This is a genomic window from Succinimonas amylolytica DSM 2873, from assembly GCF_000378405.1.
Lineage (GTDB): Bacteria > Pseudomonadota > Gammaproteobacteria > Enterobacterales > Succinivibrionaceae > Succinimonas > Succinimonas amylolytica.
This window is the reverse complement of record NZ_KB899636.1, coordinates 22,020-39,434: the sequence shown is the minus strand read 5'-3', so window position 1 is coordinate 39,434 and position 17,415 is coordinate 22,020. Positions and strand designations below refer to the sequence as shown.

Sequence of the window (17,415 nt, the reverse complement as noted above, 5' to 3'; positions counted from 1 at the left end):
AAGGCAAGGCGCTGAGAAAAAAAATCCGTAGAAAGAGTAGAGTGGAAAAAAGCCTAAAAAGAAGCAGAACAGAGAAAGAAGATATTTGGTGGAGGGGGATGGATTCGAACCATCGAAGCCATAGGCGACAGATTTACAGTCTGTTCCATTTGACCGCTCTGGAACCCCTCCGTGAAGACGAGGCACATGATAGCAGAAAAATTTTAAAAATAAAGATTTTTTGCGATTTTTGCGCGAAACCGGTTAAAAATGGTTAGTTATTGACCATTTTTGACATTTTTCCCGGATGTTTGGTATTTCGGGAGTATAACAAGGGTATCTTGCATCTGCTACGGGTAATTTTTTTGGGGAGGAATCTGTGAACCTGCTCCCAAAATTGTCTGACGTAGTCTAAAGAACCATCTCCGGATGCCGATAAGGTATGTGAAGCAGATATTGAGGAGCATGTTATGCTGGATCTGGAAATCAGAAACAACTATCTTGTAGACGAACTTCAGCTGGGAACTCGTCTTAATGAGGCTGTTTCTTCCGGAAACCGCGCAGACTTCGCACTGATGCTGGCCATGATTTCAGAGGATGTTACAGATGATGCGTCAGTTGTTGATCCTGTGAAGACCAAACCCGCTGCCGACGATCTCAGAAAGGTGTTTTCCCTCCTTCCCGAAAGAAGCTTCTACGCCGAGGCGCAGGACTTCAGTATGGAGGATCACATTGGCGAGTGTGTTGCAAGCGGGGCGGCATCGGCAGTTCAGCTCCTTCTTGCCGCAAGAGGCGAGCCTCTTGCGCTGAAAGAAGACAGCATAGGTCATGACGTGCGTTCCAATATGTCTCCCCTGGCACAGGCCAAAGCCGACAGCGCTCTTGCGGGAACCGCTGTCGCGCGGGTTCCCTATGATCTCCGTACTCTGGCGATAGTAGATGCCGTAACGGAATCCCGAAGCATCCTTGATAAACTCTGAAAGAAGGCCCGTGTTTCCCCGGGTTCTTTTTTTGCCCCCCGTCTATGCGTCTATGGCTGTTACTGCGTGCTGTACTTCGAATGCCTCTACGTGCCGGTGCTTTCCGGATTCTGCTATCTTCGGGCGGCGATTTCTTCCCGGGTTTCCTGTCGGGCTTCAATGCCCTTTTTAAGCAGCACGTATGTAGAACCGGCGCCGCCGTGGTATGGCATGGCGGTGTGATATCCCAGTACCTCCGGCATGCGGCGCAGCCAGTGAGCCACATAGCTCTTAAGAAGGGCTTTCGGTTCTGAGAATTCTCCCTTGCCGTGAATTATCAGAATGCATCGCATGTTTTTACGGATAGCCCTGACGATGGTTTTTCTGACATCCTTATAGGCGTTCTCCACAGTGTGATTATGCAGATCCACCCAGGTTTCCGGACTGTATTCCCCTGCCTTGAGTTTTCTGAATACCCCGTACTGCAGTCCCGGAGTGCGGTAGCTGATCATTCCGGCCGGTTCCACAAAGATCATTCCGGCGGTGGAGAAGAAGGACATGTCATCCTCTTTCTTCTCGTCTTCGGCCATTTCGCGGAGCTTCAGGGCGGCGTCCCGATCCATTATTTTCGTGGTGGTGGGAATTTTGTCCTGGGTTAATTTTTTTACCCCTTTCATCTGCGCTTCAAAGGAGATCTCCTCCGGGGCGGTTTCGGACTTCAAAAGGCCGCTTTCAAATTCCTCCAGGCGTTTCCGGGCTTTTTCAAGCTGTTCCTGCTCTTTTAGCTTCTGCCGGTTACGGGCGATTTCCTGCCTTTTTAGTTCGGCTTCCTTTTTAAGTTCCTCCTGCTTCAGGGCGGAGGTTACTTTTTTTAAATCGGTGAGACTAAAGGTTTTGGCCATATTTTCGGTACCTCGCATATTTGCTGTCACCGGCCGCTTTCCCGAGGCCGGCTGATCTTGTTTTCCTTTTCCGTTCTGGCGGTTTCGATAATGCGACAGAGTTCTGTAAGGCCCTCGGTAATGGATCTGGGGGTGGATCGCATTACCAGATCCTGATCGGGAAAGGTATATTCCTTAATGTTAAGGCCCGGAGGTATGTGCATGCCTGCTCCGGCGAAATTGATGACTATATCGGCATTTCCGGCTATCAGATCTTCGATGCCTACCTCGGGATATTTCACCGGGGTTCCGGTAATGATGTTTTCTGCGCCGCAGAGGCTCATGAGCTCATTTATGTAGGTTCCGGCGGCAGCTGCAATAAGAGGTTTCTGCCAGATTACGGGCAGTACTCTGATTCGGGAGGAATTTCTGAAACGGGCCTCCGTGTCCTGAATAATCTTCCGGAGCTCTTCAGAACGGCTCTGAGCGCGGTTTTCCATGCCGAGACGCATCCCCGCGTTCTCAATGCTGGAAAGCACGCTGTTCAGGGTGTCAAGCTTCAGTATCAGGATGTCCGGATAGCTTTTTTTAAGCTTTTCCAGAAATATTCCGTTAAAGGAGTTGCCTGCGGAAATGATATCGAAATCCAGACTGTGCAGATATTCCAGATTGACACTGTAAAAATCTCCGATACGGGGAACGGCGGCGATTTCTGAAGGATAGTTGCTGTTGGCATCCACCCCGATAAAGCATGCCGGGGGAATGAATTCGGCCAGAATTTCCGTGCTGTCGGGGGAGAGTGATACCACCCGCGGAAATCCGGAAGGACAGCTTCCGGAATCACGGGCTAAGGTTTCCTGAATGCTGAATGCGGCAATCAGAAGAAGCAAAGTTCTAATGATAGAACGCATAGTACTCATAGCCAATTCCGGCGATAATCAGGGTCATGAGGGCAAACCATACCGCCTTGCCCGTATCGCCTATCATGTCCTTTACTGTTTTTTCAGTCGGCTCCTCAGTGCCGCCGATTTCCGGGAAACGATAGAGACCCAGCATATAATAGCGGGGACCTCCGAGTCTGATGTTTTCCTTGGAGGCCAGAAGCGCCAGGGCCATGGCCGTGGTTTTTGAGGGCCAGCTCTGAATTGCTGCCGCCAGAGCCCGGGGATCCGCAGGAGCTCCTCCAGGAAGCATGATGATAAAAGGGATCAGCCAGAGTGCCGGCAGAAGAAAGCACAGCTGTTCTGCAAAATAGCATAGCCGACCGAAATACTGATTTACCGGCAGCTTCAGATTAAAGGCCATGCTCATGACAATAATCAGCTTTACCGCCAGGGCTCCGTATATTCCCAGCACGAGATAGGCAAAGGCCGGAACATAAAAGCTGTTAATAAGTCTCAGGGCGGCTGATTCGGCCGCAGCCTTGTACATGCCCATGGGACTCAGCCGGGAGGTTACTCTCAGCGTGAAACGGCCCAGGATTTCCCGGGCTTCCTTTTTCCGGCCGCTATTAATGTTTCGGGCCACTGCTTTTACCATGGCTCTTTCCGGACGTGATTCCAGAATCAGAAGAAGGAGGAAAAAATCAATGATGCCATGTGCATAATCTACGCCGTTCAGAATTTCCTTGAAGGCGATGATAAAGGCAAAAACAGGGAGCAGAATCAGGAGCGGCAGGAGTACTCCGGCCAGCTTCTGCTGTCCTGTGCTGCTGCCCTGCCGGTTGACCCTCCGGCCCAGTGCTGCCAGTCCCGGAACCAGTCTGTTAAGTCTTACAAAAAAAGGAAAGGGCATAAACCATTCGATGAGCAGAGCCAGAAACAGAAACCCGGTTCTGGTGTCCAGCGGCAGCGGGGTTATTTCCGTTCCGAATATTTCAGTGATCATAGGCCGTTCTCAAGGATTCTGATAAGCACTTCCTGACTGTTGCGGGCGGCCAGCGGGAGCATTTCGTTAAAGGTCATGTCAGCTTCGCCGTTAGCCTTGTCCGAAATTGATCTGATTATCAGAAATGGTTTCCGAAATTCCGCGGCAACCTGGGCGATGGCAGCCCCTTCCATTTCGGTAACCCAGGCTTCAGGAAAGTTTTCGTCGATGTTTTTTCTGCCGTCCTTTCCGGCGATAAACTGATCCCCGCTGACAATGACTCCGGAATATACCGCAAAACCGTATGCGGCACCTGTCTCCCTGGCTATGGACATGGCCTTTGCGGTAATAATACTGTCGGCGGGAATGATTCTGGGAAAACCGGGAACCTGGCCCTTTTGATAATTGAATATTGTCAGATCAAAATCGTGCTGTGCGGCACCAGAAGAGATAACCATGTCCAGCGTCTTCAGTGCCGGGTTAAGACCGCCGCCGACTCCGGTGTTAATGATGATGTCGCAGTTAAAGAAACTGAGAAGCACGGCGGCCGCGGATCCTGCGGAAACCTTGCCGATACCGGAGCAGGTCAGGACAATGTCCTTTCCGCCCAGAGTTCCGGAGATGTATTCATGACTGCCGAAGGTGACGGTGTCCGGGGAGGTGATTTTTTCCCTGAGTGCGGCTACCTCTTCCGGCATGGCGCCGATAATTCCGTATTTCATGCTGTGTGTTTCCTTAATATCAGAACAAAACGCCGCAATTTTAACACATTGCGGTCATGTTCATGATGATCATGTCAGAGGCGTTTTTGATGTGCTTTAACAGCATAATTATCCGTTGCTAAAGAGTGGGCGCTAAACAGTAACAGGGTGAAACTGCATAAAATTGCTCCTTGTGCTAACTGCCGGTGTCCGGAAACCGGTCTCGTTTCTTTAAATGCGGAAGTTTAGTGTGCAGTGGTGTTAATGCATTGCTTCTGCTTCGATGACACTTCGTAATTCCTCAACCGGAATCATAGTTTCGGCAGTTCCGTTTTCTTTGTTCCGCTACTGGTTCATTTAATTCCCGCAAGGCTGTAGAATTACCGCGGAGGAGCACATGAACAACTCTGAAAATCTTTCTCTGAACCGGTACGTTCACACCTTCGGCGACAGTCTGCGTGAGAAATACGGGGAAAATGTCTACAAGATTTCTCTTTCCGGGAACTTTACCTGTCCTAACCGGGATGGCACTCTGGGAAGGGGCGGCTGCACTTTTTGCAGTGTGGCATCCTTTGCCGGAAATAACGGAACCGGGACACTCCGGGAACAGCTTTTTGAAAACCGGAATCCCCGCGCTAGGATTTTTCTGGCCTATTTTCAGGCCTATACCAGCACCTATGCGGAATTCACGGTTTTAAAAAGATGCTATGATGAGGCTCTGGCCTCTCCCCGGGTTATCGGACTCTGTGTGGGAACCAGACCGGACTGTGTTTCCGACAGCATTCTGGATCTGCTGGAAAGCTACGGGAAACAGGGGTATGACGTCTGGCTGGAGCTCGGGCTTCAGAGCTCCTTTGACACCACACTGGAAAGAATTAATCGTCATCATACTTTTGAGGACTACCGGATTACGGCGATCCGGGCCCGGAACCGGGGGATCAGAGTGTGCACTCATCTTATTGTCGGATTGCCTGGGGAGGGGCTTATGCACAGTCTGACCACTCTGGGCCGGGTTCTGGATATTGGTACTGATGCTCTGAAGCTGCACCAGCTTCATATAGTCCGGGGAAGTCAGATGGAGCGGGAATATGCGAGAGGGGAGATAACAGTGCTGTCTCTGGAAGAATATGCCGGAATCGCAGCCCTCATGATTCAGCATACCCCTGAAAATGTTCTTTACGAACGGGTAGGGGCTTCCGCCGCGGGAAGCATGCTGGTGGCTCCGGAATGGGCCTCCAAGCGCTGGCCCGTGATAAACGCCATTACTGGAATTCTGGCGCGGGAGGGCGGTCAGGGAAGCCGGGTGCGCTATGCCTGATTCCGGATGTTTGCTTTCGCAAAAATCCCAGACTGTTGATTTTCCATAGGCTAGTTCGCACTTTGAATAATCCCGCAATGTTAAAAGAACGGTTAAGTGATAATCTGTATATCTGCGTGAATGATATTTCGGCAGGTAATAATTCGAGAATAACACGAGGCGGGATTATTATGGAAAAAGAGGTTTTGAGAGCGCGTGAGGCCACTAACAGAACCATGGCTCTTATTCTTGCCGGGGGACGTGGCAGCCGGCTGCATCAGCTTACCAATACCAGAACCAAGCCGGCTGTTTATTTCGGCGGCAAGTACCGCATAATAGATTTTGTGCTGTCGAACTGCATAAATTCGGGCATTCGCCGTATCGGAGTGGTTACTCAGTACAAATCCCACAGTCTTCTGAGACATCTCCAGATGGGGTGGTCTTTTCTCAGAAACCAGTTTAATGAATATCTGGATCTTCTTCCGGCACAGCAGCGTATGGACGAGGTGCACTGGTACCGCGGCACGGCCGATGCGGTATACCAGAATGTTGACATAATCAAGGATCACCAGCAGAAATACATTCTGATTCTGGCCGGGGATCATATTTACAAGATGGATTATGCAAAGCTGCTTTTGGATCATATTTCCAGCGGCAAGCCCCTCACTGTGGCCTGCATTCAGGTGCCCAGAAAAGAGGCCAGCGCTTACGGGGTCATGGAGACCGACAAGGAAGGTACCATTGTATCCTTTCAGGAAAAGCCGAAGAATCCCGGCGGTATGATTGGTAATCCGGAGATGACACTTATTTCCATGGGGATCTATGTGTTTGATGCCCGGGTGCTGTATCAGATGCTGGAAGAGGATGAGCTTATGGATGATTCCCAGCATGATTTCGGCCGGGATATTATTCCCCGGATGGTAAAGCTGGGGCTGGCTCATGCGCATGATTTTGCCAAATCCTGTGTCACAAACCGGGCTAAAAAGCAGATTTACTGGCGTGATGTGGGAACTGTGGATTCCTTCTGGGCGGCCAATATGGATCTGGCCTCCGTTACTCCGGATCTGGACATTTATGACCAGGACTGGCCCATATGGACCTCTCAGGTGCATCTGCCTTCGGCCAAGTATGTGCAGGATCTGAACGGAGCCTCATCTATTGTGAGAAACTCCGTAATATCCGCAGGGGTTATTCTCAGCGGTTCCTCTATCTGGTCATCGGTGCTTTTTTATAATGTCCGGGTGCATTCCTTCTGCTTCATTAATGAGGTGGTGGCTTTTCCGGACTGCATAATTCACCGGGGCTGCCGCCTCACCAGAGTGATTCTGGATCGGCACTGTGAATTGCCCCGAAATCTGGTGGTGGGCGAAAATGCCGAGCTTGACGGTACCAGGTTTTATCGCTCCGAAGGCGGGGTAACACTGATTACCAGGGCTATGCTGGCATTGCTCAGGAAAAATGAACCAGAGCTTTTTGAGGGGTTTGAGGAGTATTGCAGCAAGGTATGAGGCGATACAGGAAACGGGCTGAGGTGGTGCCTCTTTTCAGTGAAGGGGTATAAGCAGCCTGTGATATATGAAGGGATTGTGACCAGACCTGGGCAGGATTCTGATTTGCAGAGGTGTCTTCCTGGCCGCATGTGGTGGTATCTGGAGTACGGGCATCTCCATGACAGATCCTTTAAGACAGGGCGGAACCCGGTGGCAGGTCCGGAATTTTCCATGCTGTACTCTGATGGCGGTACGGGAAAGACTGCACCGGGAGTTTCCGTTTTTTATGATATAACCGGTATGAATTCAGGCATTACATTATGAGCAGTCGCAAAAGACTAGGCAGAAACGGACTGAAGATGGGGCTGTATGAGCACTCGCTTATCTGCATCACCATGCTGTTCGGTTTTTCGGTAACCCTGGTAATTACCGTTATAAACTGTGTGGTAACACTTTACATCGAAAACGATCTGAAATTCGAAGATGTTCTGAAACCCCTGGCCTACGGGGCGATCATTACTCCTCTTCTGGCTTTACTGCTGAATAAATACTTTTCGGAGGTCGAGAGAGCCCGCAGCAAGGTTGAGGAGCTGCAGAAGCAGGAAACTCAGCTAAAAACATCCCTTACAAAAACCTATATCGCGATGATCAATCAGCGTGAAAAGAACAATACTCTGTTTCGGGAGCATGAAAAGCTTCAGGGATCCTTTTATAACGAGATTTCGCTCCGGCAGGAAGCTCAGAGTCTTCTGGACGAGCAGCTGGTGTTTTTTTCAGCGATTTTTGATCTTACCCCGGACATTATTCTGTACCGGAGCTTCAATGGAGAAATCAAGGGCTGCAGCGACAATCTGCTGCACCTCCTGCACGTGGAAAACCAGTCGGAGCTCAAAAATCTGCTTTCCAAGGATGCGGATCTTAATGAGTATTTCTGCTACGGTGATGACGAGGTTATTAAGACCAAAAAGGATTTGATGTATGAACGCACCATTCATGGTGTTATCTACCAGATTCGAAAAAGACCGGCCATTAATCCCAAGGGGCAGCTTATCGGCACCATGATTTACGGTCATGACATTACCAAGCTTAAGAATGAGCAGGATGTTCTGGAAAGAACCTCCCGGGAGAAGAGCAATTTTATTTCCACGCTGAGCCATGAGCTCCGAACTCCTCTTAACGGAATTGTCGGACTGAGTGATATTCTTTTGCAATCCGGTCATTTCCGGGATGAAGACGAAAGAAATCTCAAGGCGATAAATGTCAGTGCTGTAACCCTGGGCAATATTTTTAATGACGTTATTGATCTTAATAAGTTTGAAAGACAGACCTTCGGTATTGTTCGGGAGCCTTTTGACTGGAAAAGCTTTCTGGAGGATCTGGAAACTCTGTCCCGTCTTATGACTGAGCAGAAGAATCTCAGCTTCAGTTTTAAGGTAGCCGGAGAAAGTCCCGATCTGGTAGTTTCTGATCAGACCAGGCTAAGGCAGATACTATGGAACCTGATTGCCAACGGCATTAAGTTTACGAAGCAGGGCAGCATTTCTATATCCGTTTCCCAGGGAGCTAATGATGACGGGACATTGGGAGTATCTTTTAAGATAGCAGATACCGGTATTGGGATAGCTCCTGAAGAACAGGAGAAAATATTCGCTCTTTACTATCAGGTTCCGGGAACCAAACAGTCTACCGGTACCGGCATTGGTCTTTATGTAACCCGCGAGCTCACCCATGCTCTGGGCGGAGTCATTGAGCTGGAGAGTGAGCTGGGACGGGGCACAGCATTCACCGTGCATTTCGATTTTGAAGTCCGGAAGAGGGAGTGTCTTTCCTCCGGGCATGCGGTCAGTGAAGTGCTTACCGCTCTGGATATCCTGCTGGTGGAGGATGTGGATCTGAATATTCTGGTATGCAAGACTCTCCTGGAGAAGCTGGGCAACCGGGTAACTGCCGCCAAAACCGGAACCGAGGCTCTGGAGCTTTTTAGCAAGAGCAGGCCGGATCTGGTGCTTTTGGATATGCAGCTTCCGGATATGTCGGGTCTTGATGTGGCGGATCACCTCATAAATGATTACGGGAGTACGGTTCCCATGCTAGCTCTGACCGCCAATGTCATGAGGGATCCGGATGTTTATGCCAGCCACGGGATTGTCGGAGTTTTATCAAAACCTCTGTCGGCTTCGAAGCTGGCGGAGGCGGTTAACAGATATCGTGAAAATAAATAGCAAGAGCGGTTAAATATGGACAACATTAACAAGAAGTATATCGATGAAACTGTGGGCATTACCGGGCCGGATCCGTTTATTGCCGCACTTCGTCTTTTCAGAACCCAGGTGAATGAGTATATCGGAAACTGCCGGGACTATTTTGAAAAAGGTGAATATGAGGATGCCGGGAAGGAGCTTCATAAAATCAAGGGAGCGGCAAGTTCCATCGGGCTTTCCCGTTTGGCTGACAATGCCAAAAAGATGGAGCTGGAGCTTTTGAAAATTCGTGGGCAGTATGGTTTTGACGCTGAAATTGCTGTTTTTAACGAAATGGTATCTGAAGACGAAGCGACTTTGGGGCAGTATCTGAAGTCTCTGCCGGTCTCTGCGTAATCCTGTTGGATGGTATCTGAATTTGAATTTTCGGATATCATGCCGTATTTGAAAACAGGAGTCTGGCTCCTTGTTTTAGCAATGTCCGGCGGAGACTACTCGTCAGATTATTATGCTGCACGGCAGAATGTTCCTATGAAGGAGCGAAACGGAAAAATGTTTCTGAGAACAGAAGTTCAGAACTCTACATCTACTCCGAAACGGTAGCCTTCGCCGTGAATAGTCTCGATAAAATTGTACGCTTCACCCTCTTCCAGATGTTTCCGGAGCTTCCTTATGGTTACATCCACGGTGCGGTCGTGCTCCTTAAGCTCCCGTCCCATCATAAAAAGCATAAGATCGGATCTGGTTACCAGAAGCTTGGAATGCTCGCAAAAGTACTGCAGCATCCTGAATTCTGCTTTTGGAAGTCTGGCAACCTGGCCTGACGGTGAAAGCAGTTCATGGCTGTTGGCGTCCAGATTCCAGCCGGCGAATTCATAGCGGGCGTTTGGAGTGGGAACAAAAGAACTCTGTTCGGCCGGTGCGGGGGCCGTGGGCTGCTTGTTCCGTGTGCGGTTTATCAGATTGCGGGCCCGGATAGTCAGTTCACGGGGATTGAAAGGCTTGGTGACATAATCGTCAGCACCGATTTCCAGTCCCAGAATTCTGTCAATTTCATTGTCTCTGCCGGTAACAAAAATCAATGCGATATCCCGCTTCTCCCGGAGCTCCCTGGCCAGAATAAGCCCGTTTTTGCCGGGAAGATTAATATCCAGCAGGATGAGATCCACCTGATTCTGACGGAGAATTTTATTCATCTGATCACCGTCTCCGGCAACAAGCGTTTCGTAGCCTTCGGCCTGGAAAATAGAAGTCGCCACCTTGCATGCTACAGGTTCATCGTCTACTATTAAAACTGTTGGTGCTGTCATGATGAAGTGAATCCTATGACTTGTTGTTATGGATCTGTCTACAGAGTCGTACCAGTTAAAATCCCGTTAAGGTATTTTAACAGAAATCAATTCCTTATTTCAAAATGAGAGCGGAATACAATGTAAATAATTTGTTTATTGTGCATTGAATTAAAAAATGACCGTCATTTCGTTATTTTTCGGAGGAGTTCAGAGACAGGTTTCTGATTCCGGGGCGGACATTATCCGCCCCTGTGTAGCCTTCACAGAATTTTGCTGCTGGTGAGAGCGGAAACTGCTACCTGTCAAAACGCAGCGGAGTTCCGAAACAGTTGATGTTCTTTAGGACTCCGTTATCCACAATGTGGTTGCCGTTTACGAAGGTGTGTACTACGGAGTTCGCGAATGTTATCCCCGTAAACGGAGACCAGCCGCATTTAGAGGCGATGATACTGGGGGTAACGCGCTTGGGTGCTGTGGTGTCGATAACTGTCAGATCCGCCCAGTAGCCTTCTCTGATAAAGCCTCTCCGGGAGATATTGAACCGGATTGCCGGATTATGGCAGTAGCCGGTGACCACGTCCTCAATCTGAAGCTCGTTTCGTTTTACCAGTTCCAGGAGTGCCGGCAGGGCAAACTGTATAAGAGGCAGTCCTCCGGGGGCCTTGCTGTAGGGAGCATTCTTTTCCTCTGCTGTATGGGGGGCGTGATCTGTGGCAATGCAGGTTATAAGTCCGGTGCGCACTCCCTTAAGGAGAGCCTGGCGATCCTTCTCGGTTTTTACGGCCGGGTTGCATTTCAGGCGGTTCCCCAGCCTCTGGTACCAGGTATCGTTAAAGAAGAGGTGATGAGCGCATACCTCGCAGGTAACCTGTCTCCGGGGAACCGGAAGTGCTGCCCAGGGTTCGAACAGCGAAAGCTCCTCGGCGGTAGAAAGATGAAGTACGTGAAGACGGGCTCCGGTTTCCCGGGCCAGATCCACTGCCAGGGCAGAGGATTTCAGACAGGCCTCCCGGCTGCGGATCAGGGGATGTATGGAGGCATCCATTTCATCGCCGTACTTTTCCTGAAAGATTCTGCTGTTGTTTTTGATAATTTCATTATCCTCGCAGTGCGTGGCAACCGGAACCTCGGCGGACCTGAAAATGCTTCTGAGGATGTCCGCGTCATCCACCAGAAGAGTCCCGGTGGAGGAGCCCATGAATACCTTCACCCCGCAGACATCCCGGGGATCCAGGGACTTTATTTCCTCCAGATTGTCGGGGGTGGCCCCCAGATAGAAGCCGAAATTGGCCAGGGAGGATCTTCTGGCAATGTCCTTTTTACGGGCGATATCCTCTCTTGTGGTAGCCGGGGGCGTGTTGTTTGGCATATCCATGAAGGAAGTTACCCCGCCCAGAACCGCCGCTCTGGCTTCTGAGGCTATGTCCGCCTTCCAGGTGTTGCCGGGTTCTCTGAAATGAACCTGATCGTCAATGCATCCTGGAATGACGGTCAGGTTTTCGCAGTCGATAATTTCGGAGGCCTGATCCGCGGAGATTTCTGCGGCGATGTGATCGATACGGCCGTCCCGGATAAGGAGGTCTCCCTTAAGGGTGGCGCCTTCATTTATCATGGTGGCATTTTTCAATAATACGGAGTTCATTTTTTAGTATTCAAATTCTGGTTGCAGTGGTCAGGAACAGGGGGTTTTGATAATGACAGGAACATGGCCGGAGCTAGCGGGGTAAGTGTTTCCGCTGTTTTCCGCACGTCCGGAATCCCTCTCTGATTCTAGCACACTACGAGGGATCCGGGATATGATTTCAGGGCGGGACTGCGGCCTGACTTGGTGCCGGAAGGGGAACTGGCGGTTCTCTCACTTTATGTCATTCACGATGATTATGGTACCAGCTCGAGTTCAAGAACCGTTTCGATAAAACCAGTACCGCCGTCACAGAAGCTCACTTTTACTTCGTAGCATGCGCTTCTGTCGTCGTATGAAACATGATACCGAAACTGATGATTGTCGATGCTGAGTTCGGTGGTGAGGTGCTGATAATTTCCGTTCTCAATGAGTGTCTGAATAATTTCCAGATGTTTTTTGAGTTCTGTGGGATTCATAGATGCTCCTTGCAGGTTTTGATATATTATATAACAAACTATTTGCATTCAAAAATGAATTATATTTGATACAGTTAAATATGTTATCAATATGGCATTTTATGCTAAAAATGTAGTACCGGTTTAAGTTTCGTTTTGAAGTCATTTCGGCAGAAGTGGCACAGTGGACAGATTCGGTGGTTTTTGGCTGTGCTATAATCACGGAGAATTTGACATGGCGCTGGATGGTTGCTGTTCTTCGTATTTCTCCGGAGAACGTTCGGTTATGACAGCGGATAAGGGGCGGCTATGAATGATTTGAAACAGTACGGAGCATCCTTCGAACGAAAAGATTTTGAGATTCTTTCCCGAGAGCGGGTGTTTCAGGGGTATTTTGCCATCGATGCCTATAAGGCCAGATATCGAAAATTTGACGGTACGGAAAGCGCTGTCATTACCCGGGAGATTTTTGAGCGCGGGGATGCGGCAGCTGTGGTTCCATATGATCCAGTCCGGGATGCAGTAGTTCTTATCGAGCAGTTCCGTCTGGGGGCGGCGCGAGATTCTGAATCGCCGTGGCTTCTGGAGCTTCCGGCCGGAATAATTGATGCCGGGGAGACTCCGGAGAATACCGTTATGAGAGAGATGGTCGAGGAGACTGGGATATCTCTTGAAAAGGCTGTGCATGCTCTGGACTTCCTGACTACTCCGGGAGGTTCTACGGAGAAGATTTTCCTTTACGTGGGACTGGTGGATTCCTCCCGGGCTGCCGGATATCATGGGCTTATGTCGGAATCTGAGGATATCAGGGTTTTGTCCGTTCCCTTTGAGGATGCTCTGGCCCTGATTGATACCGGCAGAATCCGGAATTCCATCGCCATTGTCGGGCTACAGTATCTGGCGCTGCATAAGAGCAGTGTTTTAAAAAGCCTTAAGCAGTAAAACAGTGCACTGGTCACGAATCTGATATTTGCCGGGGGTTCTTCCCGAAAATGTGGGGCAGTATGCAAACCCCTGGTGAATTATTAAGTACAATCAGCAGGTTTGTTCTATTGTCAGGTACTATATTTGTCCGTCCCCGGTAACAGATAACATGTCCGGATTGGTTCTGTTTTAATAAAATGCATCATTATACCATTGACAGAGTGTCACTGAAGCCAGCCCGCGAAGACGGGGCTTTTTCAGTTTTGCAGATTACGGATACCCATCTTTTCGGGAAGGCGGGGAGCACTCTTGTCGGAATAGATACCCGGAACAGTCTTGAGGCTGTGGTTGCTGCCGTGCGTGATCAGGGTATTCCCTTTGATTTCATTGTAACCACGGGAGATCTGTCTCAGGATTATTCTTTGGAATCCTACATGGCCTTTCGCGACATCATGAGTGTTTTTCCGGAACCGCTGTTCTGGCTTCCCGGAAATCATGATGACGGTCCTCTGATGTACCGGGAGATGGCCGGTCTGGGAATCAGTGTCGCCAGAAACATAATTATTGGCAAGTGGCAGTTCGTTCTTCTCAATACCCAGGTTTACAACAATCCCATGGGATGGATTGTTCCGGAGCAGCTGGAGTATCTCAGGGGCTGTCTTGAGATGCATCCGGATCTTTATACTGTGGTTTGTCTGCACCATAATCCCTTTGAGGTGAAATGCCTCTGGCTGGATGCACATGTGCTGAAGAACCGGGACGATCTGGCAAGGCTGATATCGCACTATCCAATGGTACGGCTGGTTCTGTGCGGCCATGTGCATCAGGAGCATGATTTTATAAGCGACGGGGTGCGCTATATTTCGTCGCCGTCAACCAGCATTCAGTTTGCCCCGCTGTGCGACAGATTTACTCTGGATACTCTGGGTCCGGGATGGCGCTATCTCAGATTTACTCCTGACGGCGGGATTTCAACATCGGTTTTCAGACTGACAGGGGGGGAGTTTCTTCCCGATTTCACGGTGGGCGGCTACTGAGTTTTCAAAAAAAGCTCCTTTAATTAACGACAGAGGTGGAATATGCCAAAGGATACGGTTGTTTATATACATGGTTTTTTATCTGGAGCCAAAGCTGAAAAGGCTTTGCTGACTGAAAAGTTTCTCAGCCAGAATTATCCCCAGGTCGATTTTGCTACCGAAAATTTTCCCAATACTCCCCGAGAGGCCTATGAGGCGGTGGATTCCCTGATTTCCCGGCTTATAGCTGAGGATCGGCGGGTAGCGCTGATCGGGAGCTCTATGGGGGGCTTTTATTCCATAGGAATGTCTGGAAAGTACAATCTTAGAGCTGCTCTGATAAATCCCTGTGTTTTTCCCTGGAAACTGATGCCGGCTCTGAAGGGGGAGCACACCAATCCTTATACCGGAGTAAAGTTCGAGATTAATGACGCCTCCATTGCGGAGGTGAAAAGGATGGCGGATCTTATCAGGCCGGTTCCGGAAAGACTGGCACTGTATCTGGAACGTGGTGATGAGGTTCTGAATGCCGCAGAGGCTGCAGGCTATCTCGGAAATGCCGCTCTGGTGCATATCGAGGATGGCGGCAATCATCGGTTCCAGTCCTTTGAGCTCTGTCTTCCCGAGATTATCAGATTTTTGCTGAAATAACAGGGGCTTTAAGGCTTTTTTACGCACACCGTCGCGTGTCTGATCTATAATGGGCGCGATATTATTGGCAGTTATATGCTATGGTTAGTTTTTGATGTCGGTGCCTGGGGGTGTCGGCATCTTTTTTTTCGTTTTTATGTCTGTTTTGTTGTTCTGGTGTTGGCATGGTTCAGGAAAATGATGTTTATAACGGCGATTCCATCGAGGTTCTTGAGGGGCTGGAGCCGGTAAAAAGAAGAGCCGGAATGTATACGGATACCACAAGGCCGAATCATCTGGGCATGGAGGTTATTGATAACAGTGTCGATGAAGCTCTGGCCGGGTATGCCGACAAAATCGAGGTAGTTCTCCATGCTGACGAATCTTTGTCGGTGACGGATAACGGACGGGGGATGCCGGTAGATCTCAATACCCAGGAGAATGTTCCTGGTATTGAACTGATTCTGGGACGGCTTCATGCCGGCGGTAAGTTTTCGGCCAAGAACTACACCTATTCCGGAGGGTTGCACGGTGTGGGAGTTAGCGTGGTCAATGCTCTTTCTAAAAAGCTCCGGGCCGAGGTGCGCCGTGACGGGCGGTTATATGCCATTGAATATCATAATGGCGAAAAAACCCAGGATCTCCATGTGGAAGGCACGGTCGGACAGCGCAACACCGGAACCATGATTCATTTCTGGCCGGATCCGAAATACTTTGACAGCCCTCATTTCAGCTGCCATTCGCTGAAGTCCCTGCTGAAGGCCAAGGCGGTGCTTTGCCCGGGGCTTACTATTGTCTTCAGGAATGAAATTACGGGGGAGAAGGAGCAATGGTCCTTCAAGGGAGATCTTTCCGGCTACCTCGCAAATGAAATGTCCGGACGGGAAACTGTTCCCGGTACGCCTTATGCATCTCAGGTAAATAACCCGGATTCGGAAGTGTCCTGGGCTGCGGTCTGGTGTGATGACGGAGAGGATTCGGTTTCGGAATCATATGTGAATCTGATTCCCACCCCGCTGGGCGGAACTCATGTTAACGGCATGAGACAGGCTTTCACAGACGCCATCAGAGATTTCTGCAATATTCAGAATCTTCTGCCGCGGGGGCTCAGTCTGACGCCGGATGATGTCTGGAGCCGCTGTTCCTATGTACTGTCCGTAAAAATTCAGGAGCCGCAGTTTTCCGGTCAGACCAAGGAGAGACTGACCTCTCGGGACTGTGCCCAGCTGGTCAGCAACGTGGTCAGGGACAGCTTCTCCCTGTGGCTTAATGCCAATACCGAGGAAGCCAGGGCTATCAGCGAGATGTGTATCCGCTCAGCTCAGCAGCGGCAGAAAACCTCCCGTTCCGTTACTCGTAAAAAGGCGGCTGCGGGACCGGCACTTCCCGGAAAGCTCAAGGACTGCACTACCACAGATCCCTCAAGGAGTGAGCTTTTTCTGGTGGAAGGGGATTCAGCAGGAGGATCTGCCAATATTGCCCGGGACAGGGAATATCAGGCAGTGCTGCCCCTCCGGGGGAAAATTTTAAACACCTGGGAAAAGGACAGTGATGAGCTTTTCAGTTCCCAGGCAATTCAGGACATTGCGGTAGCGGTGGGACTGGATCCCGGAAGCGATGACCTGTCCGGACTCCGATACGGAAAGGTGTGCATCCTGGCAGATGCCGATTCTGACGGACTTCATATAGGGACGCTGATCTGTGCCCTGTTTATGAAACATTTCCGCAAGGCGGTGGAAGAAGGGCATCTTTATGTTGCTATGCCGCCGTTATACCGTATTGACGTGGGAAATGAAAAATTCTACGCTCTTGATGATCAGGAACGGGACAGCATGCTGGTAAAGCTGGAGAAAAGGAAAAAGGGGCGTATTGAGGTAACCCGTTTTAAGGGGCTGGGCGAAATGAACGAGGATCAGCTGAAGGAGACCACCATGGCTCCGGCTACCAGAAGGCTTGTCAGACTGACCTTGAGTGATGACAACCTTGAAGAGGTAAAGGCGCTTATGGACAAGCTTCTTTCAAAGGATCGGGCTCAGGATCGCCGGGAATGGCTGGAGGTTAAGGGAAACCTGGCAGATATCAGCGATTAGCTGAGGAGAA

Annotated in this window: 16 protein-coding genes and 1 tRNA gene; 9 read left to right on the top strand and 8 right to left on the bottom strand. The window is 49.9% G+C overall.

All coding sequences use genetic code 11. From position 1 onward, the window contains the following. Nucleotides 1-86: 86 nt before the first annotated feature. Nucleotides 87-171, bottom strand: a tRNA-Tyr gene (locus tag F557_RS0100195). Nucleotides 172-449: 278 nt separating this feature from the next. On the opposite strand from F557_RS0100195, the gene F557_RS0100190 reads away from it, so the two are divergent. Then, nucleotides 450-959 (top strand): VC2046/SO_2500 family protein, encoded by a 510-nt coding sequence (locus F557_RS0100190; RefSeq protein WP_019000253.1) that lies wholly within the window; start codon nt 450-452, stop codon nt 957-959. Between the two features lie 113 nt (nt 960-1,072). On the opposite strand, the gene smrA is transcribed toward F557_RS0100190, so the two are convergent. Genes smrA through F557_RS0100170 form a run of 4 tightly spaced genes read right to left on the bottom strand, consistent with a single transcriptional unit; the run spans nt 1,073 to nt 4,407 of the window. Next, on the bottom strand, nt 1,073-1,840 hold the full coding sequence (smrA, locus tag F557_RS0100185; RefSeq protein WP_169335139.1) for a DNA endonuclease SmrA: 768 nt from the start codon (nt 1,838-1,840) through the stop codon (nt 1,073-1,075). A 26-nt stretch (nt 1,841-1,866) separates the two neighbouring features. Further along, complete coding sequence (locus tag F557_RS0100180; protein WP_084761303.1) at nt 1,867-2,739, bottom strand: helical backbone metal receptor; 873 nt, start codon at nt 2,737-2,739, stop codon at nt 1,867-1,869. After that, complete coding sequence (locus F557_RS0100175; RefSeq protein WP_019000250.1) at nt 2,714-3,706, bottom strand: cobalamin biosynthesis protein; 993 nt, start codon at nt 3,704-3,706, stop codon at nt 2,714-2,716. The genes F557_RS0100180 and F557_RS0100175 overlap by 26 nt, the downstream gene beginning before the upstream one ends. Then, nucleotides 3,703-4,407 (bottom strand): 5'-methylthioadenosine/adenosylhomocysteine nucleosidase, encoded by a 705-nt coding sequence (locus F557_RS0100170; RefSeq protein ID WP_019000249.1) that lies wholly within the window; start codon nt 4,405-4,407, stop codon nt 3,703-3,705. Before F557_RS0100170 ends, F557_RS0100175 begins: the two co-directional genes overlap by 4 nt. Nucleotides 4,408-4,783: 376 nt before the next feature. Here F557_RS0100170 and mnmL point away from each other — a divergent pair, with 376 nt between their 5' ends. From mnmL to F557_RS0100145, 4 genes are all read left to right on the top strand, one after another. Next, entirely contained in the window at nt 4,784-5,704 is a 921-nt protein-coding gene (mnmL, locus tag F557_RS0100165) for a tRNA modification radical SAM protein MnmL/YtqA (RefSeq protein ID WP_019000248.1), read from the top strand. Between the two features lie 170 nt (nt 5,705-5,874). Further along, a complete protein-coding gene (gene glgC, locus F557_RS0100160) occupies nt 5,875-7,191 on the top strand; it encodes a glucose-1-phosphate adenylyltransferase (protein WP_019000247.1) in 1,317 nt (438 codons plus the stop codon). 302 nt (nt 7,192-7,493) lie between these two features. Next, entirely contained in the window at nt 7,494-9,395 is a 1,902-nt protein-coding gene (locus F557_RS0100150; RefSeq protein ID WP_019000245.1) for an ATP-binding protein, read from the top strand. A 15-nt stretch (nt 9,396-9,410) separates the two neighbouring features. Further along, a complete protein-coding gene (locus F557_RS0100145) occupies nt 9,411-9,770 on the top strand; it encodes an Hpt domain-containing protein (RefSeq protein ID WP_019000244.1) in 360 nt (119 codons plus the stop codon). Between the two features lie 176 nt (nt 9,771-9,946). On the opposite strand, the gene F557_RS0100140 is transcribed toward F557_RS0100145, so the two are convergent. The 3 genes from F557_RS0100140 to F557_RS0100130 form a co-directional block, all read right to left on the bottom strand. Next, on the bottom strand, nt 9,947-10,684 hold the full coding sequence (locus F557_RS0100140) for a response regulator (protein ID WP_019000243.1): 738 nt from the start codon (nt 10,682-10,684) through the stop codon (nt 9,947-9,949). A gap of 277 nt (nt 10,685-10,961) precedes the next feature. Next, nucleotides 10,962-12,308 carry a dihydroorotase gene (locus F557_RS0100135; protein WP_019000242.1) on the bottom strand — a complete coding sequence of 449 codons (1,347 nt, stop codon included), beginning with the start codon at nt 12,306-12,308 and terminating at the stop codon, nt 10,962-10,964. Nucleotides 12,309-12,544: 236 nt separating this feature from the next. After that, nucleotides 12,545-12,766 carry a hypothetical protein gene (locus tag F557_RS0100130; protein ID WP_019000241.1) on the bottom strand — a complete coding sequence of 74 codons (222 nt, stop codon included), beginning with the start codon at nt 12,764-12,766 and terminating at the stop codon, nt 12,545-12,547. Between the two features lie 288 nt (nt 12,767-13,054). On the opposite strand from F557_RS0100130, the gene F557_RS0100125 reads away from it, so the two are divergent. The 4 genes from F557_RS0100125 to parE all read left to right on the top strand — a co-directional run bounded on the left by F557_RS0100125 (nt 13,055) and on the right by parE (nt 17,405). Further along, nucleotides 13,055-13,687, top strand: a complete 633-nt coding sequence (locus tag F557_RS0100125; protein ID WP_019000240.1) for an NUDIX domain-containing protein — start codon at nt 13,055-13,057, stop codon at nt 13,685-13,687. A 179-nt stretch (nt 13,688-13,866) separates the two neighbouring features. Further along, a complete protein-coding gene (gene cpdA / locus F557_RS0100120) occupies nt 13,867-14,706 on the top strand; it encodes a 3',5'-cyclic-AMP phosphodiesterase (protein ID WP_019000239.1) in 840 nt (279 codons plus the stop codon). A gap of 42 nt (nt 14,707-14,748) precedes the next feature. Then, nucleotides 14,749-15,336, top strand: coding sequence for a YqiA/YcfP family alpha/beta fold hydrolase (locus F557_RS0100115; RefSeq protein WP_019000238.1), 588 nt, complete (start codon nt 14,749-14,751; stop codon nt 15,334-15,336). A gap of 164 nt (nt 15,337-15,500) precedes the next feature. Beyond that, entirely contained in the window at nt 15,501-17,405 is a 1,905-nt protein-coding gene (gene parE, locus F557_RS0100110; protein WP_019000237.1) for a DNA topoisomerase IV subunit B, read from the top strand. Nucleotides 17,406-17,415: the final 10 nt, after the last annotated feature.